We start from the raw sequence: 20,185 nt of genomic DNA, 5'->3' as shown, positions 1-20,185 counted from the left end.
CTATTCGTTTCTCTCAAAACCTTGCCGCATAACTCGGCACCGCTTTCGACCCCATCACTGCAAAATAAGTTTTCAGACGACCTTTTAGCATTTAGAGGTCGTCTGAAAATTCATTTAGTAACGAAGGTAATCAGGATGGCGGGAACAGCCTGCATAGCGGATAACACATTCATCAGAATGTTTACTACATCCTTTTAACGCAAGTTCTTTAGCAACTTCCACATCATCATTTCCAACAATACCAAACCCTCCTTTACCTTCTTCTTTACCGCCTATTGCAATAGCCGCACAGGTATTACGGTATTCATGTTTCAATCTACACCCTTTCCCATCATGGGCAATCGGATTTTTGCCTCCCCCAGCCTTAATACAACTTTCCAAAGCCTCTTTGTTGGCAGATTGGTAACCTTTAGTATTGTTTTCAGAATAACCAACAGCTCGATTGGCTGGATTAAAATAAATCGCTCCCCAACGATTAGGGATATTGATGACCCGACGTGCCTGTCCTCCTGACTGATTATTACCGCTACACCCCGCCAAGTCCGGTCTTTGAATACAAGGATTCATTACAGGATCGTTAATCGCATTCAATCCGTCGGCTAAAACAAAGGGGCTAATCTGCATTGCCAACAACATCAAAAATATCTTCTTCATCTTTATACCTCTTAATCTTTTCCGCTATTCGTTTCTCTCAAAACCCTGCCGTATAAACCGACATCGCTTTCGACTCTATCGTTACAAAATAAGTTTTCAGACGACCTCTGAACATTTGGGGTCGTCTGAAAAATAAAATCACTTAATAACGATAATCAGGATGGCGCGAACAGCCTGAATAGCGGACAGTACATTTAAATGATTGCCCTGCCTCACATGCGGAAATCGCCTTTTGCTCTGCCTCAGCAATAGAATCGGCATTTTTTGCAGCAGCCCTATATCTTCCTCCATCTCCTCCCAATACAATCGCTCCACACCTATTCTGAAATTCAGTCATTAAGCTACAGCCTTCCCCATTGCGATCCAATGGATTCTTACCGCCTCCTGCCTTAATGCAATTTGCCAATGCCTCTTTATTGGCTGAACGGTAGCCTGAGGTATTGTTTTCAGAATAACCTATTGCTTGATTTGCAGCATTGTAATAAATCGCCCCCCAACGGCTCGGGATATTAATCACCCTACCTCCCTGTTCCATCGGTCGGTTATTACCCGCGCATCCCGGCAAATCGGGATGATAGACACAAGGATTGCTCATTTCGTTTGCGTTCGCGAAACTGCTTAAAATCATGGCAGCCACTAATATATGCTTCATCGGTTTATTCCTTATTTTTGAACATCAATCATATTCTTACTTTACCCTGTTCCCTAAGCAACCCAGTCAAAATCAGATGGGCTGTTTTCTCTTTATCGTCTATCGCCACACAATAAAGTTTCAGACGACCCTTAATCCTTCGGGGGTCGTCTGAAAAATAAAATCACTTAATAGCGGTAATCAGGATGACGAGAACAGCCAGAGTAACGGATAACACATTCATTGGAATGTTTGCTGCATCCTTTCAGCGCAAGTTCTTTGGCAATTTCCACATCATCATCTCCAGCGGTTCCAGTTCCTCCTTTACCTTCTTCTTTACCACCAACTGCAATAGCAGCACAGATATTACGGTATTCGTGTTTCAACCGACAGCCTTTTCCGTCACGGGCAATAGGATTTTTTCCACCTCCAGCTTTAATACAGCTTTCCAATGCTTCCTTATTAGCCGAACGATAACCTTCGGTATTATTCTCAGAATAGCCTACCGCACGATTGACCGGATTAAAATAAATCGCCCCCCAACGGTTCGGGATATTAATTACCCTACCTCCCTGTCCCATCGGTCGGTTATTGCCCGCGCATCCCGGCAAATCGGGATGATAGACACAAGGATTGCTCATTTCGTTTGCGTTCGCGAAACTGCTTAAAATCATGGCAGCCACTAATAATATATGCTTCATCGGTTTATTCCTTATTTTTGGACATCAATCATATTCTTACTTTACCCTGTTCCCCAAGCAACCCAGTCAAAATCAGACGGACTGTTCCCACTTTATAGTTCATCGCCACACAATAAAGTTTCAGACGACCCCTAGTCCTTCAGGGGTCGTCTGAAAAAACAAATCAATCGACAATGCTGCCGTATTGCTTTGTGAAACTTACAAAACGCCTTGATGGGCGGTATCGTGTCCCAAAGCGGTCAGGAATTGCGACATGCTGTATGTTTCGCCTGAGGCGGCAAACTTGAACGCATCTACGGTATCGCCGCCATCTGAGGAGTGGACGGCATCCAAGACGGTCAGGGTGTCGTCGCTGCCTTTGAGTTTGACCACCCAGTTCTCTTTGTTGTTTCCTGCTTTATTGATTTCCAAATCGATGTCTTTCAGCGTCAGATTGCCTGAGAACAATACGGTATTGTCCTCGCCGCTTGCGTTCAGTGACAATTTGTCATGCCCGCTGCCTTTGCCGAAGGTAATCGTATTGGCATAGCTGCCGCCGGAAATGGTGTCATTGCCTGCGCCGGCATCAATGGTGCTGTCGTGTCCGACTTTGACGGTATCGTCGCCGCTGCCGCCGATAAAGGTGGTTTTGCCGCCGTAGTTGCCTGAAACGCTGACGGTGTCGCCGTTGTCGGTGCCGTGAATAATGCGGTTGGAACCTTCGTACAGCCGTTGCTCAAAGGTATCGCTGTCGTCATTCAGGTATTGAATAATCGTGCCGTCTTTGCGGACATGGGATACTTTCAAACCGAAATGTTCGATGATTTGTTCCGTGCTGTATGTGCCGTTGTCGAATTGGAACTCGGATATGGCGCCTTGCGAACCCATTTGGTTTTTAATCGTCAATACGTCATTGCTGCCTTTGATGGAAACGGTCCATGTGTTGCCGTTCAGACGGGGGTTGATGGTGTAGTCAAACGGATCGGGCGTGTAGTCGATGCCGGTTTTGTCGTAGCCCGGGGTCACGGAAATATTCAAGTCATCCAATGTCAAGCCGCCGGTAAATTTTACGGCGTTACTGATGGAGGTGGGATTGAATTCTTCGTCGATATCGAAACCGAAGTCGAAAATGGTGTCGTGTCCGTATCCTTTGCCGAAGACATAGGTATCGCGCCCGTCTCCGCCTTCCAGATAATCGTCGCCTGCGCCGCCGTCGAGGTAATCGGCTCCGACCCGCGCATACAGTTTGTCATTGCCGTTTCCGCCGTACAGTTTGTCGTCTGAAGACCATTCGTTGCCCCAGTAGGTCGTGCCTTCGTCTCGGATAATGTCGTCACCGTCCATGCCGTAGATCACGTCCCTGCCGTCTGTGCCGGAGCTTAATTCGTCATTAAACTTGCTGCCGACAATCACATCGTCGTTCGGTGTGCCTTCATTTTTGATGCCTTGGTCGGCTTTTCCGGTGTTGACGGCTTTGAGCAGGGTTTCGGCTGTATAGTTTTCGCCGAGGAATTGGAATTGGTTGATGGAAATATGCCCTTTGGCGTCAACTTGGTTTTGAATGGTGGCAGAGCCGTTGGCGGATGTGATTTCCCAGTTTTTGCTGCCGTCGGCATTGTCGATGACGTTTACTTTGATGTCGCTGACACGGAGGTCGTCTGAAAACTTCAGGGTATTGTTGCCTTGATTGTCGATAATCGTATCGTCGCTGCCGTAAATATAGGTGTCGTTGCCTGTTCCGCCTTTCAACATATCTTTGCCTGCTCCTCCGATTAAAGTGTCGTCGCCTGCGTCGCCGTTGATGGTGTCGTTGCCATCGCCGCCGTCCAAGTAGTCATTGCCGTCGCCGCCGTTAATGTTGTCGTTGCCGCCCATGCCGTAAACGGTATCGTTGCCGCGGCCGCTATTGAGTCGGTTGTGTCCGCTGTTGCCGGTCAGGGTGTTATTGCTGTTGTTGCCTGCCGCGTAGATATTGGCGTTGCCGGTCAGGGTAACGTTTTCAACATGGGTTGAAGCGGTATAAGAAACGCTGCTGATCACGGTATCATTGCCTTCGCCGCTATTCTCAACGACAACATCTTTTGCGTTATCCACATAGTAAGTATCGTCTCCGATGCCGCCGCGCATCATGTCCGCGCCTGCTTTACCGTCGATGACGTCGTTGCCGACGGTGCCGTTCAGCGCGTCGTTTCCATCCGTGCCTTCAATACGTTCGCCTGCATTGTCGCGTATTTCTACTTGCGCTTGGGTGGCTTTGATGAATTGGTTGAGGTTTAATGTGCCGTTTGCGAAAACAAACCGTTGGACGGAAGGCATATTGCTGCCTTCTTGGTATTGATTGGAAATGGTCAGGACGGATTGGGTGTGTTTCACTGCGATACGCCAGTCCTGTCCGCCTTCTGCATTGCGCACGGCGGTAACCGTCAGATCGTCTGCGCTGAGGCCGTCTAAAAAGCGGATGCTGTTGCTGCCTTGGCGGTCGATTACTGTATCATTGCCGCTTTTTTCGCCGAACAAATAGGTATCGTTGCCTTCACCCCCTTGCAATACGTCGTTTCCTGCCGCGCCGTCCAGGATATCGTTGCCTTCATCGCCGAACAGTTGGTCGTCGCCTTCTCCCCCGTTGATGTTGTCGTGACCTGCGCCCCCGTAAACCGTATCATTGCCGCGCCCGCTATACAGGCGGTTGTTGCCGCTGTTGCCGACCAATACGTTGTCTGAATTGTTGCCCGCGCCATAAATATTATCCGAACCGGTCAAAACCAAGTTTTCAACATTGTTCGGCAAGGTGTAGCTGACATTGCTATAAACGGTATCCTGTCCTTCATTTGCCTTTTCCACAATGTTGTCTGCGGTATGGGTGGCATAATAGACATCATTGCCCTTGGTTCCTTGAAAAACCTTGGGTTCGGATGACTTTTCCAAAGATGCGGAGTGTGCGGCGGCTTCTTCAGAAACGATTGCGCGAAAGACTTGTTTTGTATCCATGATATTATTTTTTCCGTGAGCTGACGGTTGCCTATCCGGAGAGATGGGATAAATAACCAGATTGGGGGGATCGTAATTTATTGATTGAATCGTTACACGCAGTCGAACTGCGTGGCTTCCTTAGACTGCTTTATCCTCAACAAGTTCTAACTCTTTCTCAAAACATTATTTAATCGGAATTTATATTTCAATTGATTAATTTGTTTATCATTTATGCCGAATTGAATTCAAATCAAGATTAAGCGGTGGGCAACGCCGTACTGCGCCAATCCAATCCGCTATAAAACGAAAAGGTCGTCTGAAAACCTAATGGATGAGGTTTTCAGACGACCTTTTATTTACAACGGGAAATTACAGCGAACGGGCAACTTCGACGATGTCGAAGCATTCCAGTTGGTCGCCTTCCATAATTTCGTTGTAGCCTTTGATCATCAAGCCGCACTCGAAGCCCATGCGGACTTCTTTGACGTCGTCTTTGTAGCGTTTCAAAGAAGACAGTTCGCCGGTGTGGATGACCACGTTGTTGCGGATGAGGCGGATATGGGAATCACGTTTGACCACGCCGTCGGTAACCATACAGCCTGCGATGTTGCCGACTTTGGATACGCTGATGACCTGACGGATTTCGACCATACCGGTAACCTGCTCTTTCTCTTCCGGCGCCAGCATGCCGCTCATGGCTGCTTTGACGTCGTCAATGGCATCGTAAATGATGTTGTAGTAGCGGATTTCCACGTTTTCATTTTCGGCAAGTTTGCGCGAAGAAGCGTCTGCACGCACGTTAAAGCCGATGATGAACGCGCCTGAAGCGATGGCAAGGTTGACGTCCGATTCGGTAATACCGCCCACGCCGCTGTGCAATACGTTCACTTTCACTTCGTCTGTGGACAGTTTTTTCAGGCTGCCCGCCAAAGCTTCGTAAGAACCTTGTACGTCTGCTTTGATGATGACCGACAAGGATTGGGCTTGGTTTTCGCCCATGTTGTTGAACATATTTTCCAGCTTCGCCGCCTGCTGTTTGGCAAGGCGCACGTCGCGGTATTTGCCTTGGCGGAAGAGCGCGATTTCGCGGGCTTTTTTCTCGTCTGCCAACACCATTGCGTCTTCGCCGGCATTCGGCACGTCGGACAAGCCGAGGATTTCGACCGGAATGGACGGGCCGGCTTCGTTGACGGCTTTACCGTTTTCATCGACCATCGCGCGGATTTTACCGAACGCGGTGCCGGCAAGCAGCATATCGCCTTTTTTCAGCGTACCGCTTTGCACCAAGAGGGTGGCGACCGCGCCGCGGCCTTTGTCCAAACGTGCCTCAACGATGATGCCTTTGGCGGGTGCATCGACAGGGGCGGTCAGTTCCAAAACTTCGGCTTCAAGCAATACGGCTTCGAGCAACGCGTCGATATTGATGCCTTTTTTGGCGGAAACGTCGATAAATTGTACATCGCCGCCCCATTCGTCCGGCACGACTTCGTGTGCGGTCAACTCTTGGCGGATGCGCTCGGGGTTGGCAGCTTCTTTATCGATTTTGTTGACGGCAACCACCATCGGTACGCCCGCTGCTTTAGCGTGGGCAATGGCTTCGATGGTTTGCGGCATCACGCCGTCGTCAGCTGCGACCACGAGAATCACGATGTCGGTTGCTTTCGCACCGCGCGCGCGCATGGCGGTAAACGCTTCGTGACCCGGGGTATCTAAGAAGGTAATCACGCCGCGCGGGGTTTCAACGTGGTATGCGCCGATGTGCTGGGTAATGCCACCCGCTTCGCCTTGTACCACTTTGGCGCGGCGGATGTAGTCCAACAGCGAGGTTTTACCGTGGTCGACGTGACCCATGACGGTAACCACCGGCGGACGTGGCAGCGCTTCGGCTTCCACAGCTTCCACGCCTTCATCCAAGAATGCTTCGGGATCGTCGGCGGCGGCAGGTTTGCCGATGTGGCCGAGTTCTTCCACCACAATCAGGGCGGTGTCTTGGTCGATGGATTGGTTGATGGTGACCATCATGCCCATTTTCATCAGGGCTTTGACCACTTCCACGCCTTTGACTGCCATTTTGTGCGCCAAATCGGCAACGGTAATGGTTTCAGGAACCAAGACTTCGTGTACGACAGGTTCGGTCGGCGCTTGGAAGGCGTGTTGGTTCGGCTCGAGTTTGAGTTTCTTACCTTTTTTACCGCTGCGTACGCGCTCGTCGTCGCCGTTGCGCGCATTGCGGTCGCGTCCGCCTTTACCGCCTTTGCCTTTGGCGTTTCGGCCTTGGTTGTCATCGTCGCGGTTGTGGCGGTCTTCTTTTTTCGCACGGGCAGGATTAGCGGCTTTGCCTTCTGCGGGCGCGGCTTTGGCTTTTTCGGCAGGCTTGCGCTGCTCGGCAGCTTTGGCTTCGGCTGCGGGCTTGGCTTGCTGATCCGCCTGTTGTTTCATGGCTTCGCGGCGCGCCTGACGCTCTTGTTTTTCTTTCAACAAGGCTTCTTGATGGGCGCGTAAAGCGGCGGCGCGGCGTGCTTCTTCGTCGCGTTGCGCTTGCTCTTCCGCGCTGACCACAGGTTGCGGAGCGGCAGGGGCAGCGGGTTTGGCTGCTTTTTTCGCGTCTTTGCCTTTATTGCCTTTGTCTTGTTTAGGCTTGGCTTTGCCTTCGGCAGGTTTTTCAGACGACCTTTGGGCAGGTTTGTCTTCAGCCTGAACTGCTTGTGCAGCAGGTTCTGCCGGTTTGTCGTCGGCTTTGCTTTCAGCTGCTTTCACTTCGGCAGGTTTTTCAGCCGCTTCAACAGGTTTTGCTTCTTCCGCTTTGGCTTTCGGCTCGGCTTTTGCCGCTTTGGCAGCCTTCAACTTCGCAGCTTCCGCTTCGGCTTTCGCACGCGCTTCGGCACGGGCGGCGGCCTCAGCTTCGGCTTTTGCCTGTTCTGTGGCTTGGTCTTTCGCTTCTGTCTGCTCGGCTTTTTGCGCTTCAGCTACTGCTTTGGCTTTAGCTTCGGCGGCAAGCTCTTCCGGCGAAGGAATCGTTACGGAACGGCCGCGTTTGCGTTCGACTTTGACGCCGCTGACAGTGCTGACTTCGGTTTTTTTGCGGCGGATGCTGATGGTTCCGCCGTCATTGCCGTTTTTCTTTTTCAGATAGGCGTTCAGCAGTTGTTTGTCGTCCAGCGTCAGGGAATCGCTGCCGCTGTTTTTATTGACGCCGGCTTCTTTCAGTTGTTTCAGCAAATCATCGACGGGGCGTTTCAGTTCGGCGGCAAATTGTTCTACGGTTGTGTTACTCATCTGTACCCCCATTAGTTCTCTTCAGTAAACCAGTGTTCGCGGGCGGCAAGAATCACTTTTTTCGCCGCTTCTTCATCTACACCGGTTATTTCAATCAGTTCGTCAACGGCCAGTTCCGCCAGATCGTCGCGGGTGGTTACGCCGGCTTCCGCCAGTTTGCGGAGCATATCGGAATCTACGCCGTCCAGATTGCGCATGTCGTCTGAAACTTCTTCCAGCTTCTCTTCGGACGCAATCGCCATGGTCAGAATCGCATCGCGCGCGCGGTTGCGCAGGGTTTCGACGATTTCTTCGTCAAAGCCTTCGATGGCGAGCAATTCGGCAGCCGGAACGTAAGCAACTTCTTCCAGCGTGGCAAAACCTTCTTCTACCAAAATATCGGCGGTTTCGTCGTCGATGTTCAGATGCGCGGTGAAGAGGTCGCGGATGGCTGCGTCTTCGGCAGCAGTGCGTTCGTCCGCTTCTTCGACAGTCATGATGTTCAACTGCCAACCTGTCAAATCAGATGCCAAGCGCACGTTTTGACCGCCGCGGCCGATAGCAAGCGCAAGCTGGTCTTCGGCGACAATCACGTCAACCGCGTGTTTGTCTTCGTCAATCACGATACGGCTGACTTCGGCAGGAGACAGTGCGTTCATCACGAACTCGGCAGTTTCAGACGACCACAGCACCACATCAATGCGCTCGCCTGCCAATTCGTTGCTGACGGCGTTCACACGGGAGCCGCGCACGCCGATACAAGTGCCTTGCGGATCGATGCGTTGGTCGTTGGCTTTGACCGCCACTTTCGCACGTTGGCCCGGATCGCGCGCCACTTCGCGGATTTCCAACAAACCGTCTGCAATTTCAGGTACTTCCATTTCGTACAGTTTTGCGAGGAAATCGCCCGAAGTACGGCTGAGGATGACTTGTTTGCGGCCAGTGTTGCCGATTTCGTCCACACGCAAAAACAGCGCGCGGATACGGTCGCCGCCGCGGAAGTTTTCACGCGGAATCATTTGTTCGCGCGGAATCAGCGCGTCCAGCTTGCCCGGAACGACTTCGACGATGATGCCGTGGCGCTCTACGCGTTTTACCGTACCTGAAACGATGTCTTCCTTAACGGCCAAGAATTCGTTCAGATTTTGCTCGCGCTCGGCATCGCGGATGCGTTGCAGGATGATTTGTTTGGCAGTTTGCGCGGCTTGGCGGCCAAAGCCTTCGTTCGGCAGCGTTTCTTCGTAGTAGTCGCCGATTTGAATGTCGGTACCCGGAATTTCTTCTTGGATTTCTTCGATGGTTTTTTCCAGGTCGGGATAGGTGTAATCCTCGTCGGCAACAATCAGCCAGCGGCGGTAAGTATGGTATTCGCCGGTATCGCGGTCGATTTCGACGCGCACGTCCATATGCTCGCGGTCGGCTTTTTTCTTGGCTGCGGTAGAAAGAGCAAATTCCAATGCTTGGAATACCACTTCCGCTTCAACGTTTTTCTCGCTTGCCAACGCTTCGGCAAGTTGCAACATTTCGCGACTCATTTTTTAGAATCTCCAATATCAAGTTTTAAAATTTAAATTCGGGGCGCAGGCGGGCTTTATCGATATTATCCAAGCCGATTTGCGCGGTTTTGCCGTCGAAAGAGAGCGTTACGGTATCGTTTTCACAACCCTCGATGCGGCCGATAAAATTCTTTTGTCCGTCAACCGGCAGGCGGGTTTTGATTTTTGCCTGTTGTCCTGCAAAGCGCACGAAATCGGCGGCTTTTTTCAGAGGCCGGTCAAGGCCGGGGCTGGAAATTTCCAGATTTTTATAATCGATGTCTTCCACCATGAACACGCGGCTCAAATGATTGCTGACAGTCGCGCAGTCTTCGACGGTGATACCGCCTTCCTTATCGATGAACACGCGCAGCGTGCCTTGCGCAGTCAGCTCGAAATCGACCAGTTCGTAGCCCAAACCCGGCAGGGTTTTTTCGAGAATTGTTTGAATATCCATGAATCTCCCGGAGTACATAAACAAAAAAATGGCCCCGTGGCCATTTTTCGTCAAAATTGAAAAATTGGCTTATTATAACCGCTTTCCACTCAAAAGAAAAGCGTTGATTTATCGCGGCTTTTTTCAGACGACCTCATAGAATGGATACGCCTGGCAGCATAAAACCAAGCTTAAAATTGTTGACAAAAACGGTCGTCTGAAAAATCGCCATTAAACCTTACCCATTGATAATAATCATTTTATTTCCAATCTTTCTTTTTCAGACGACCCCATTTTCCTGCCATACGGCTTGCACGAAGCACGCCGTCATTCTAAAATCCAAAGCTGTTATCATCGAAACAAAAAGGCCTCGCCATGTCCGCCCGCCCCATCTACAACTTTTCCGCAGGTCCCGCCGTCCTGCCCGAAGCCGTATTGCGTACCGCACAACAAGAAATGCTCGACTACAACGGCACAGGCTTCCCCGTCATGGCGATGAGCCACCGCTCGGAAATGTTTCTCAGCATCCTCCATCATGCCGAACAAGACCTGCGCACGCTGCTGAACATTCCTTCCAACTACAAAATCCTGTTCCTGCAAGGCGGCGCGACCACGCAATTCAACATGGTCGCCATGAACCTGGCGCATGGCTTTCCGTCTGCCGACGCAGTGGTAACGGGCAACTGGAGCCGCATTGCTTACGAACAAATGAGCCGCCTGACCGATGCCGAAATCCGACTGGCGGCACACGGCGGCGAACAATTCGACTACACCGCCCTGCCGCCCGTCGAAACTTGGGACATAGACAAAAACTCCGCCTTCGTCCACTTCGCCATCAACGAAACCGTCAACGGTCTGCAATACCAAACCGTTCCCAAACTTTCAGACGACCTGCCGCCGCTCGTTTGCGATATGTCCAGCGAAATCCTCTCGCGCGAATTTGACGTTTCCGACTACGGGCTGATTTACGCGGGCGCACAAAAAAATATCGGTCCTGCCGGCACAACCGTCGTCATCACCCGAGAAGACCTGCTCGACCGCTGCCCCGACAGCATTCCCGACGTTTTCAACTACCGTTCCCACATCAACCGCGACGGCATGTACAACACCCCGTCAACCTACGCCATTTATATGTCAGGTTTAGTGTTCCGCTGGCTGCTGACACAAGGCGGCGTGAAGAAAATCGAAGCCGTCAACAACATCAAAGCCCAAACGCTTTACGACGCCATCGACAACAGCGGCGGCTTCTACATCAACCGAATCCGCCCCGATGCCCGCTCCAAAATGAACGTCGTCTTCCAAACCGCCTCCGCCGAACTCGACCGCCGCTTCGTCCTCGAAGCCGAACTGCAAGGCCTGTGCCTGCTTAAAGGCTACAAAACCGTCGGCGGCATGCGCGCCAGCATCTACAACGCCATGCCGCTCGAAGGCGTACAGGCATTGGCGGACTTTATGAGCGATTTCCAACGGCGTTACGGCTAAGACAAAATGCGCCTTTAAAAGCACAGCCGATTCAACACAAATCTCAAGCGCGGATGAATGCGTACCGTAATCAGGTATAGTGGATTAAATTTAAATCAGGACAAGGCAACGAAGCCGCAGACAGTACAGATAGTACGGAACCGATTCACTTGGTGCTTCAGCACCTTAGAGAATCGTTCTCTTTGAACTAAGGCGAGGCAACGCCGTACTGGTTTAAAGTTAATCCACTATAAATCAACGATATTCTGTTAATGCCCGCTCCCTGAAAAACCCAAAAGGTCGTCTGAAAACCTTAAATCAGGATTTTCAGACGACCTTTCTTTATCCGGCGCGGCAAATGTTTGCCCAACTTAGTCCAAGCTACCGCCGAAACCTACATCCCGCCGTAATTCGGTCCGCTTGCGCCTTCGGGGCAAATCCAAGTGATGTTTTGCGTCGGATCTTTGATGTCGCAGGTTTTACAGTGGACGCAGTTGGCGGCGTTGATTTGCAGGCGCGGGCTGCCGTTTTCTTCGACGATTTCGTACACACCAGCCGGACAATAGCGCGTTTCGGGCGAGGCGTATTCTTTGTAGTTCACGTCTATCATCGTTTGCGGATTTTTCAGCACCAAATGGTCGGGCTGATTTTCTTCGTGCGCGAGATTGGCGAGGAAGACACTGCTTAAGCGGTCGAAGGTCAACACACCGTCGGGTTTCGGGTAATCAATCGGCTTGCACGCGGCGGCTTTTTTGAGCTGCTCGTTGTCTTTGCCGTGATGTTTCAAGGTCCACGGGGCCTTGCCTCTGAAAATCATCTGGTCGATGCCGGTATAGATTGAACCGAGGTAAACGCCCCATTTGAATGACGGACGCACATTACGCGCGGCGTAAAGCTCTTGATACAGCCAGCTTTGTTCGAAACGTTGCTGATAATCCGCCGCTTCTTTGCCGCTGTCGAAACCCTCCGCTTCTTCAAGGTTTTCCAACAAGGGGAACACGGCTTCTGCGGCGAGCATGGCGGATTTCATCGCGGTATGAATGCCTTTGATGCGCGGCATATTGAGGAAACCCGCCGCATCGCCGATTAAAACGCCACCCTTGAATGAGAGCTTCGGCAGGCTTTGCAGACCACCTTCAATCAGCGAACGCGCGCCGTAAGCAATGCGGCGGCCGCCTTCGAAGGTTTTGCGGATTTCGGGATGGGTTTTGAAACGTTGGAACTCTTCAAACGGCGACAGATAAGGGTTTTGATAGTCCAAACCGACCACGAAACCGACGGCGACTTTGTTGTCGTCGAAATGGTAAACAAACGCGCCGCCGTAGGTTTGACTGTCCAGCGGCCAGCCCGCGCTGTGTATCACCAAGCCGGGCTGATGTTTTTCAGACGACACTTCCCAAATCTCTTTGATGCCCAAGCCGTAAGTTTGCGGCTGGCTGTTTTGGTCGAGTTTGAAGCGTTCGATGACTTGTTTGGAAAGCGAACCGCGGCAGCCTTCGGCAAACAGGGTTTGCTGCGCCCAAAGCTCCATGCCTGGCTGGAAACTGTCGGTCGGCTCGCCGTCTTTGCCTACGCCCATATTACCGGTCGCAATGCCTTTGACCGAACCGTCTTCGTGATACAGCACTTCGGCGGCGGCAAAGCCCGGATAGATTTCCACACCCATATTTTCCGCCTGCTCCGCCAACCAGCGCACGACTTCGCCCAAGCTGACGATGTAGTTGCCGTGATTGTCGAAATTAGGAGTAACCGGCAGATTGAACGCCTTTTTCTCAGTCAGGAACAACACTTTGTCCTGCGTTACCGCACGCGTCAGCGGCGCGCCTTTTTCTTTCCAGTCGGGAATCAGCTCATTCAGCGCAATCGGATCGATGACCGCACCCGCCAGCGAATGCGCGCCCGCCTCAGACCCCTTCTCCACCACGCAAACGCTGATTTCGCGCCCGTTTTTTTCGGCAAGCTGCTTGAGTTTGATGGCGGCGGACAAACCCGACGGGCCTGCGCCGACAATCACGACATCGTACTGCATACTGTCGCGGGTGATGGATTCTGTCATGGCGGTTCCTGTATGTTTATTATAGTGGATTAACTTTAAACCAGTACGGCGTTGCCTCGCCTTGCCGTACTATCTGTACTGTCTGCGGCTTCGTCGCCTTGTCCTGATTTAAATTTAATCCACTATATTGAATTGAAAACCCGCGATTATACAACGGGAACATATAGTTACCAAATACATCAAAGGTCGTCTGAAAACCATATTTTCGGTTTTCAGACGACCTTTTCATCTTTGCAGCTATTTGGTTTTAAACCAGGCAAACCACACCAATACAATCACAAAGCCAAAATAGGCGATGCTCCAGTACGGCAGTGCAATACCCAGCAGATAGTCCGGTACGGCACAATCGCCAAAGCCACGCACAATCGGTTCAAACCAGTCAAACAGCGGCCAATCCTTCAAACGGAAAGTCCACGGCGCACCGCAGGACGGCGCACTGCCCGGCGGCAGGCTTTGCAGCCACAATTGATAGGCCGCAACACCCGCACCATAAACCGCAGGCACACTGACCAACAAGGCGCTGAACAGTCTGCCAATCTTAGAAGCCTGACGGAAAAATGCTGCCGCCAAAGCCACCAATCCGACCGCCAAAACCGACAAGCGCTGCAAAATACACAAAACGCAAGGGTCCATTCCTAAAACATATTGTGAGACGAACGAACCGCAGGCAGCCAAGATCGATAAGACAACCAGAAAAAAGATAGTTTTTCTAAAAAAATTCATAACCTTAAACTTTCCAATTATTCAGACGACCTCTTATGAGTTTCAAAACAACCGCTGTATCAGATGCGCATCGGCATAACGATGTATTTGAAGTTCGGGTTGTTCGGCACGGTAAACAAGGTCGAGCGGTTGGCATCGCCGAAGGCAAGCTGCATATCGTCGGAATGGATGTTGCGCAATACGTCCATCAGATAGCCGATGTTGAAGCCGACTTCGAGTTCGCCGCCTTGATAGGCGATTTCGAGTTCTTCGCGTGCTTCTTCCTGCTCGTTGTTGCTGCACACGACGCTCAAGAGGCCGGGTTGCAGGAACAGGCGCGCGCCGCGGAATTTTTCGTTGGCAAGGATGGCGGCGCGTTCAAGTGCGCCCAAAAGTTGGGTACGGGAAACGAGGAAGATTTTGTCGTTGTCCAGCGGGATGACGCGGTTGAAATCGGGGAATTTGCCGTCGATGACTTTGCTGACGATGGTCGTACCGTTGCATTGGAAGCGCACTTGGTTGTTGAGCAGCTCGACGCTGATGGGTTCGGACGGGTTGTTCAGTAGTTTAAAGAGTTCTAAAACGGTTTTGCGTGGCAGGATGACTTCGGTTTTGGGCAATTCGGCTTCGATTTGGCTGGCGGCGTAGGCAAGGCGGTGGCCGTCGGTGGCGACGAGGCGCAGTTGGTTGCCTTCAACCTGCATCAGCAAGCCGTTGAGGTAGTAGCGGATGTCTTGTACTGCCATGCTGTATTGGACTTGAGACAGCATGGTTTTGAAAGTCTCCTGCGACAGGGAAAACGCTGCGCTGATGTCTTCGCCGACGCTCATCAGCGGGAAGTCTTCGGCAGGCAGGGTTTGCAGGGCGAAACGTGATTTGCCTGCACGCAGGGTCAGACGGTTGTCCGCCCAGTCGAGCGAAACGATGGCGCTGTCGGGCAAGGCGCGCAGGATGTCTTGGAATTTTTTGGCGTTGGTGGTGATGCGGAAATCGCCTGCCTGACTTTCCGGACCAGCTGTGTTGATTTGGATTTCCAAGTCGGTCGCCAAGAGCTTGGTTTGACCGTCTTTGCTTTCGAGCAGGACGTTGGAGAGGATGGGCAGGGTATGGCGGCGTTCGACGATACCGGTAACGGCTTGCAGCGGCTTGAGCAGACTGTCGCGGTCGGCTTGTAAAATCAGCATGGTCAATTCCTTTTGAATCGGTTATTTCGGGTGTTTTTGAATCGGGTTCGGCGTGCGGGATGAATAATGCGCCGCCGTTAAAATCAAAGTGTATTTGCGTTTTCAGACGACCTTTTAAGATAGGGGTCGTCTGAAAACCGGTTCTGGCTCAATTTTGAATCAGAATCAGGAGTTTTTCGTAATCTTGCGCCAACTCGGGATCTTCTTCGCGCAGTTTTGCTACGGCTTTCACGCCGTGCATGACGGTCGTGTGGTCGCGTCCACCGAAAGCGTCGCCGATGGACGGCAGGCTGAGGGTGGTCAGCTCTTTGGTCAGGCTCATGGCGACTTGACGCGGACGGGCAATGTTGCGCGTGCGCTTTTTGCCGAGTATATCGCTGATTTTAATACGGTAATATTTGGCAGTCGCGTCGATAATGGTGTCGGCAGTAATGATTTTGTGTTTTTCGGCAATGATGTCCTGCAAAGCCGTACGCGCCAAATCCATGTCGATAATGGGGCGGTTCATAAAGCGGCTGCTGGCGCTGACGCGGTTGAACGCGCCTTCCAGTTCGCGCACGTTGGAACGAATCAGGTTGGCAACAAACAATGCGGCTTCGTCTTCAATGCTGATGCCTGCCGCTTCTGCCTTTTTCTGCAAAATCGCCACGCGCATTTCCAGCTCGGGCGGCTCGAGTTCCAAAGTCAAACCCCATGAAAAACGCGATTTGAGGCGGTCGTCCATGCCTTCGATTTTGGCAGGCAACACGTCGCAAGTGAGGATGAGCTGTTTTTTCTCGTTATGGAAATGGTTGTACAAATAGAAGAATTCTTCCATCGTACGGTCTTTGCCTTTGATGAACTGGATGTCGTCGATAATCAGCAGATCGTATTGTTTGTATTGCTGCTTGAACACATCGTAAGTGTTGTTGCGCACCGCCTTCATAAAGCTGCGGATATAGTCGTCTGAATGCATATAGCGCACTTTGGCATCAGGACGGTTTTTCAGCAGTTCGTTGCCGATGGCCTGCACCAAGTGGGTTTTACCCAAACCCGTGCTGCCGTACAGGAAAAACGGGTTGTAGCCCTGCCCCGGGTTCTCTGCAATGGCTTGGGCGGCGGCGGCGGCAAGGCGGTTGCCCTTACCTTCTACCAAGGTATCGAATGTGTAGTCGCGCGACAGATTGGTCTGCTCGTAACGCGCTTCTTCCGCATCGCGTTGCGCTTCCGTTTTGGCTTTGGCAACGGCTTTGGATTCTGCGGGCGCGGCGGCAGGCTGTTTGCTTTCGTGCGGCAGGTTTTTCATGCGCTGCGCCAAAATATCCGCCGCCGTTTTCGCAACGGAGGGTCTGTCTGAGTTTTCAGACGACGTCCCGTCCGAAAAAGATTCTTGCGCGTCCGCTTTCGGCATTTCTTCCGTCAACGCAGCATGTTCAGGCGCAACCGCCCCCGCATTTTCCGACATTTCATAATGCTGCCCCGCGCCCGTCTTAAACGCAAAAGCCGCCTGTTGCGGAGCCAATTCCGCACGCACCACTTCAATTTTGGCGGCAAACTGGCTTTTGAGCATATTGCAGGCAAACTGGTTTTTACCGTAAACCACCCACACGCCGTTTTCCTCGCCCACGGTCAAGGGCGCAATCCATTGCGCGAACTGCCCGGCAGGCAAAATATCGTGAAGTCGGCGGAGGCACTGCGGCCAAAATTCTGCTAGCGTCATGAATAAGCTCGAGTCGTGGAAATCGTTGGAAAGAAACGGAGAGAAACCGTCGGAAATTGCAGCCTTTGAAAATGCGGTTTCAGCCCGACGGAAAAAGTGTCGCAAATACCGCACAAACCTTATCCGCCAAACCGGACGCCGTCTGAAAATACAATTAAATTATTTTTGGAAAATCATCACGATAAATCCGCATCAACATTTTCAGACGACCTATCGCCCGACAAAGGGACAGGAAATGCCGATTATACCCACTCCGCCAAACTTTATCCACAACCCGCCGGAAATTTTATCCACAAAGCACCACGCGAATCCGCAAACCGAATCACCCCGCGCGCCATATCCATTTACTCAACCGAGATTGACAAAAGATGAAAATTAGAGTGTAATTCACAGTTTATTTATCTACCGATTTTTTAGGAAACATCATGAAACGCACTTATCAACCTTCCGTTACCAAACGCAAACGTACCCACGGCTTCCTGGTCCGCTCCAAAACCCGCGGTGGCCGCGCAGTATTGGCAGCCCGTCGCGCCAAAGGCCGCAAACGCTTGGCAGTGTAATTTTGGACTACCGCTTCGGAAAGCAGTACCGCTTATTAAAAACGGATGATTTTTCATCCGTTTTTGCGTTCAAAAACCGGCGCAGCCGCGATTTGCTGCAAGTTTCCCAATCTGCCGACAACGGATTGAACCATCCGCGGCTCGGCTTGGTCGTCAGCAAAAAAACAGCGAAACGCGCGCATGAACGCAACTACATGAAGCGCGTCATCCGAGATTGGTTCAGACTGAACAAAAACAGCCTGCCGCCGCATGATTTCGTCGTACGCGTCCGCCTGGCATTCAACCGGCAAAATGCCGCCGAAGCCCGAAACCAATTGGTGCAACTTATGCGCAAACGCTGATGAATACCCTGTTGTCCAAATTCATCCTCGCGCTGATCCGTTTTTACCAATACGCCGTCAGCCCGCTGATACCGCCGCGCTGCCGCTATACCCCGACCTGTTCGCAATATGCGGTCGAGGCAGTCAAAAAATACGGCGCATTCAAAGGTGGCTGGCTCGCCCTCAAACGCATCGCCCGCTGCCACCCCTTCGGCGGACACGGACACGACCCCGTCCCGTAATCCGAATCATTCGGATAACTTGATTTCCTTTAATTTCCCGTCGGTTTCTATATAATGCCGTCTGAAGCAGTTTTCATCTCCATTACATACCCGTCAATTCCAGGAATCTCTTATGGATTTTAAAAGATTTATAGCATTTTTTGCCATTTCGCTGGCAATCTATGCCGGCTGGGAACATTTCTTCCCCAGCCCCAAACCCAATCCGGCACAACAAGCCGCGCAGCAACAGCAGCAGCAAACCGCCGCAACCGCTGCCACTGAAGCCGCACTCGCCCCCGCAACGCCGATTACCGTAACAACCGACACGGTCAAAGCCATCATCGACGAAAAAAGCGGCGACCTGCGTCAAATGACCCTGCTCAAATACAAAGCAAATGGCGACGAAAACAAACCCTTCACCCTGTTTAACGACAGCAAAGAATACACCTACGTTGCCCAGTCCGAGCTTTTGGACGCACAAGGCAACAACATCCTGAAAGGCGTCAACTTTACCGCAGCGCAAAAACAATACAGCCTCAACGGCGACAAAGTCGAAGTCCGCCTGAGCGCGCCGGAAACAAACGGACTGAAAATCGACAAAGTCTATACCTTTACCAAAGACAGCTACCTCGTCAACGTCCGTTTCGACATCACCAACACCAGCGGCAAGCCTGCCAACCTGAGCGCGGACTACCGCATCGTACGCGACCGCAGCGAACCGGAAGGCCAAGGCTACTTTACCCGCTCTTTCGTCGGCCCGGTGGTTTACACCCCTGAAGGCAAATTCCAAAAAGTCAACTTCTCCGACTTGGACGACGATGCCAAATCAGGCAAAAACGAAGCCGAATACGCCCGCAAAACCCAAACCGGCTGGCTCGGCATGATTGAACACCACTTCATGTCCACCTGGATTCTCCAACCCAAAGGCGGACAAAGCGTTTGCGCCGCAGGCGACTGCCGTATCGACATCAAACGTCGCAACGACAACCTGTACAGCACCAGCGTCAGCGTTCCCCTTGCCGCCATCCAAAACGGCGCGAAATCCGAAGCCTCCATCAACCTCTACGCCGGCCCGCAGACCACATCCGTCATCGCAAACATCGCCGACAACCTGCAACTGGCAAAAGACTACGGCAAAGTACACTGGTTCGCCTCCCCCCTCTTCTGGCTCCTGAACCAACTGCACAACATTATCGGCAACTGGGGCTGGGCAATCATCGTTTTGACCATTATCGTCAAAGCCGTACTCTACCCGCTGACCAACGCCTCTTACCGCTCGATGGCTAAAATGCGCGCCGCCGCGCCCAAACTGCAAGCCATCAAAGAAAAATACGGTGACGACCGTATGGCACAACAGCAAGCCATGATGCAGCTTTACAAAGACGAGAAAATCAACCCGCTGGGCGGCTGCCTGCCCATGCTGTTGCAAATCCCCGTCTTCATCGGCTTGTACTGGGCATTGTTCGCCTCCGTAGAATTGCGTCAGGCACCTTGGCTGGGTTGGATTACCGACCTTAGCCGCTCCGACCCCTACTACATCCTGCCCGTAATTATGGCGGTAACCATGTTTGCCCAAACATTCCTCAACCCGCCGCCGACCGACCCGATGCAGGCAAAAATGATGAAAGTCATGCCGCTGATTTTCTCAGCCATGTTCTTCTTCTTCCCTGCCGGTCTGGTATTGTACTGGGTAGTCAACAACCTCCTGACCATCGCCCAACAATGGCACATCAACCGTAGCATCGACAAACAACGCGCCCAAGGCGAAGTTGTTTCCTAACGGCGGTTTGACATACTAAAAAGGTCGTCTGAAAACTTAAT

Annotated in this window: 17 protein-coding genes and 1 pseudogene; 7 read left to right on the top strand and 11 right to left on the bottom strand. The window is 51.9% G+C overall.

Annotated features, from left to right (window positions below; translation table 11 throughout):
- Window positions 1-114: 114 nt before the first annotated feature.
- From MON40_RS03300 to rimP, 7 genes are all read right to left on the bottom strand, one after another.
- A complete protein-coding gene (locus MON40_RS03300; protein WP_003777070.1) occupies window positions 115-654 on the bottom strand; it encodes a DUF4189 domain-containing protein in 540 nt (179 codons plus the stop codon).
- 142 nt (window positions 655-796) lie between these two features.
- Window positions 797-1,306 (bottom strand): DUF4189 domain-containing protein, encoded by a 510-nt coding sequence (locus tag MON40_RS03295; RefSeq protein WP_003777069.1) that lies wholly within the window; start codon window positions 1,304-1,306, stop codon window positions 797-799.
- Between the two features lie 167 nt (window positions 1,307-1,473).
- On the bottom strand, window positions 1,474-1,986 hold the full coding sequence (locus tag MON40_RS03290) for a DUF4189 domain-containing protein (protein ID WP_003777068.1): 513 nt from the start codon (window positions 1,984-1,986) through the stop codon (window positions 1,474-1,476).
- Window positions 1,987-2,184: 198 nt separating this feature from the next.
- On the bottom strand, window positions 2,185-4,953 hold the full coding sequence (locus MON40_RS03285) for a calcium-binding protein (RefSeq protein ID WP_003777066.1): 2,769 nt from the start codon (window positions 4,951-4,953) through the stop codon (window positions 2,185-2,187).
- A gap of 351 nt (window positions 4,954-5,304) precedes the next feature.
- On the bottom strand, window positions 5,305-8,211 hold the full coding sequence (gene infB, locus MON40_RS03280; RefSeq protein WP_147611951.1) for a translation initiation factor IF-2: 2,907 nt from the start codon (window positions 8,209-8,211) through the stop codon (window positions 5,305-5,307).
- A gap of 11 nt (window positions 8,212-8,222) precedes the next feature.
- Window positions 8,223-9,725: a transcription termination factor NusA gene (gene nusA / locus MON40_RS03275; protein ID WP_003777064.1), complete on the bottom strand. Its 1,503-nt coding sequence runs from the start codon at window positions 9,723-9,725 to the stop codon at window positions 8,223-8,225.
- 25 nt (window positions 9,726-9,750) lie between these two features.
- Complete coding sequence (gene rimP, locus MON40_RS03270) at window positions 9,751-10,182, bottom strand: ribosome maturation factor RimP (RefSeq protein ID WP_003741871.1); 432 nt, start codon at window positions 10,180-10,182, stop codon at window positions 9,751-9,753.
- Window positions 10,183-10,536: 354 nt separating this feature from the next.
- On the opposite strand from rimP, the gene serC reads away from it, so the two are divergent.
- The gene (serC, locus tag MON40_RS03265) at window positions 10,537-11,643 is read left to right on the top strand and encodes a phosphoserine transaminase (protein WP_003777063.1); all 1,107 of its coding nucleotides are present in this window, start codon (window positions 10,537-10,539) and stop codon (window positions 11,641-11,643) included.
- Window positions 11,644-11,715: 72 nt separating this feature from the next.
- Window positions 11,716-11,781, top strand: a pseudogene (locus tag MON40_RS13495) (transposase); the annotation flags it as partial.
- Between the two features lie 235 nt (window positions 11,782-12,016).
- Here the strand turns inward: MON40_RS13495 and MON40_RS03260 are convergent.
- From MON40_RS03260 to dnaA, 4 genes are all read right to left on the bottom strand, one after another.
- A complete protein-coding gene (locus MON40_RS03260) occupies window positions 12,017-13,678 on the bottom strand; it encodes an electron transfer flavoprotein-ubiquinone oxidoreductase (protein ID WP_003777062.1) in 1,662 nt (553 codons plus the stop codon).
- A 237-nt stretch (window positions 13,679-13,915) separates the two neighbouring features.
- Window positions 13,916-14,401, bottom strand: coding sequence for a disulfide bond formation protein B (locus MON40_RS03255; protein ID WP_003762651.1), 486 nt, complete (start codon window positions 14,399-14,401; stop codon window positions 13,916-13,918).
- A 59-nt stretch (window positions 14,402-14,460) separates the two neighbouring features.
- Window positions 14,461-15,564 carry a DNA polymerase III subunit beta gene (gene dnaN, locus MON40_RS03250; protein ID WP_003758101.1) on the bottom strand — a complete coding sequence of 368 codons (1,104 nt, stop codon included), beginning with the start codon at window positions 15,562-15,564 and terminating at the stop codon, window positions 14,461-14,463.
- 148 nt (window positions 15,565-15,712) lie between these two features.
- Window positions 15,713-17,263 carry a chromosomal replication initiator protein DnaA gene (dnaA, locus tag MON40_RS03245; protein WP_039862798.1) on the bottom strand — a complete coding sequence of 517 codons (1,551 nt, stop codon included), beginning with the start codon at window positions 17,261-17,263 and terminating at the stop codon, window positions 15,713-15,715.
- Here dnaA and MON40_RS03240 point away from each other — a divergent pair.
- The 5 genes from MON40_RS03240 (at window position 17,262) to yidC (ending at window position 20,144) form a co-directional block, all read left to right on the top strand.
- Window positions 17,262-17,642, top strand: a complete 381-nt coding sequence (locus tag MON40_RS03240; protein WP_155814839.1) for a hypothetical protein — start codon at window positions 17,262-17,264, stop codon at window positions 17,640-17,642. The genes dnaA and MON40_RS03240 overlap by 2 nt on opposite strands.
- Window positions 17,643-17,688: 46 nt before the next feature.
- On the top strand, window positions 17,689-17,823 hold the full coding sequence (rpmH, locus tag MON40_RS03235; RefSeq protein WP_002214728.1) for a 50S ribosomal protein L34: 135 nt from the start codon (window positions 17,689-17,691) through the stop codon (window positions 17,821-17,823).
- A 2-nt stretch (window positions 17,824-17,825) separates the two neighbouring features.
- Window positions 17,826-18,164, top strand: coding sequence for a ribonuclease P protein component (rnpA, locus tag MON40_RS03230; RefSeq protein ID WP_003777060.1), 339 nt, complete (start codon window positions 17,826-17,828; stop codon window positions 18,162-18,164).
- Window positions 18,164-18,385 (top strand): membrane protein insertion efficiency factor YidD, encoded by a 222-nt coding sequence (gene yidD, locus MON40_RS03225; RefSeq protein ID WP_003758087.1) that lies wholly within the window; start codon window positions 18,164-18,166, stop codon window positions 18,383-18,385. The genes rnpA and yidD overlap by 1 nt, the downstream gene beginning before the upstream one ends.
- A 112-nt stretch (window positions 18,386-18,497) precedes the next feature.
- Window positions 18,498-20,144, top strand: a complete 1,647-nt coding sequence (gene yidC / locus MON40_RS03220) for a membrane protein insertase YidC (RefSeq protein ID WP_003777059.1) — start codon at window positions 18,498-18,500, stop codon at window positions 20,142-20,144.
- Window positions 20,145-20,185 lie beyond the last annotated feature (41 nt).

The organism is Neisseria macacae ATCC 33926 (assembly GCF_022749495.1).
In the GTDB taxonomy this organism is placed as follows: Bacteria; Pseudomonadota; Gammaproteobacteria; order Burkholderiales; family Neisseriaceae; genus Neisseria; species Neisseria macacae.
The sequence above is the reverse complement of the archived record's forward strand: the minus strand, read 5'-3'. Positions and strand labels throughout refer to the sequence as shown.

Bases quoted from the DNA above. Each gene is read 5' to 3' on its own strand.
- MON40_RS03255 (WP_003762651.1), bottom strand. From the start codon at position 14,401: ATGAATTTTTTTAGAAAAACTATCTTTTTTCTGGTTGTCTTATCGATC.
- MON40_RS03240 (WP_155814839.1), top strand. From the start codon at position 17,262: ATGAATAAGCTCGAGTCGTGGAAATCGTTGGAAAGAAACGGAGAGAAA.
- MON40_RS03295 (WP_003777069.1), bottom strand. From the start codon at position 1,306: ATGAAGCATATATTAGTGGCTGCCATGATTTTAAGCAGTTTCGCGAAC.
- nusA (WP_003777064.1), bottom strand. From the start codon at position 9,725: ATGAGTCGCGAAATGTTGCAACTTGCCGAAGCGTTGGCAAGCGAGAAA.
- infB (WP_147611951.1), bottom strand. From the start codon at position 8,211: ATGAGTAACACAACCGTAGAACAATTTGCCGCCGAACTGAAACGCCCC.
- rimP (WP_003741871.1), bottom strand. From the start codon at position 10,182: ATGGATATTCAAACAATTCTCGAAAAAACCCTGCCGGGTTTGGGCTAC.
- MON40_RS03290 (WP_003777068.1), bottom strand. From the start codon at position 1,986: ATGAAGCATATATTATTAGTGGCTGCCATGATTTTAAGCAGTTTCGCG.
- dnaA (WP_039862798.1), bottom strand. From the start codon at position 17,263: ATGACGCTAGCAGAATTTTGGCCGCAGTGCCTCCGCCGACTTCACGAT.
- MON40_RS03300 (WP_003777070.1), bottom strand. From the start codon at position 654: ATGAAGAAGATATTTTTGATGTTGTTGGCAATGCAGATTAGCCCCTTT.
- MON40_RS03260 (WP_003777062.1), bottom strand. From the start codon at position 13,678: ATGACAGAATCCATCACCCGCGACAGTATGCAGTACGATGTCGTGATT.
- serC (WP_003777063.1), top strand. From the start codon at position 10,537: ATGTCCGCCCGCCCCATCTACAACTTTTCCGCAGGTCCCGCCGTCCTG.
- rpmH (WP_002214728.1), top strand. From the start codon at position 17,689: ATGAAACGCACTTATCAACCTTCCGTTACCAAACGCAAACGTACCCAC.
- yidC (WP_003777059.1), top strand. From the start codon at position 18,498: ATGGATTTTAAAAGATTTATAGCATTTTTTGCCATTTCGCTGGCAATC.
- yidD (WP_003758087.1), top strand. From the start codon at position 18,164: ATGAATACCCTGTTGTCCAAATTCATCCTCGCGCTGATCCGTTTTTAC.
- MON40_RS03285 (WP_003777066.1), bottom strand. From the start codon at position 4,953: ATGGATACAAAACAAGTCTTTCGCGCAATCGTTTCTGAAGAAGCCGCC.
- dnaN (WP_003758101.1), bottom strand. From the start codon at position 15,564: ATGCTGATTTTACAAGCCGACCGCGACAGTCTGCTCAAGCCGCTGCAA.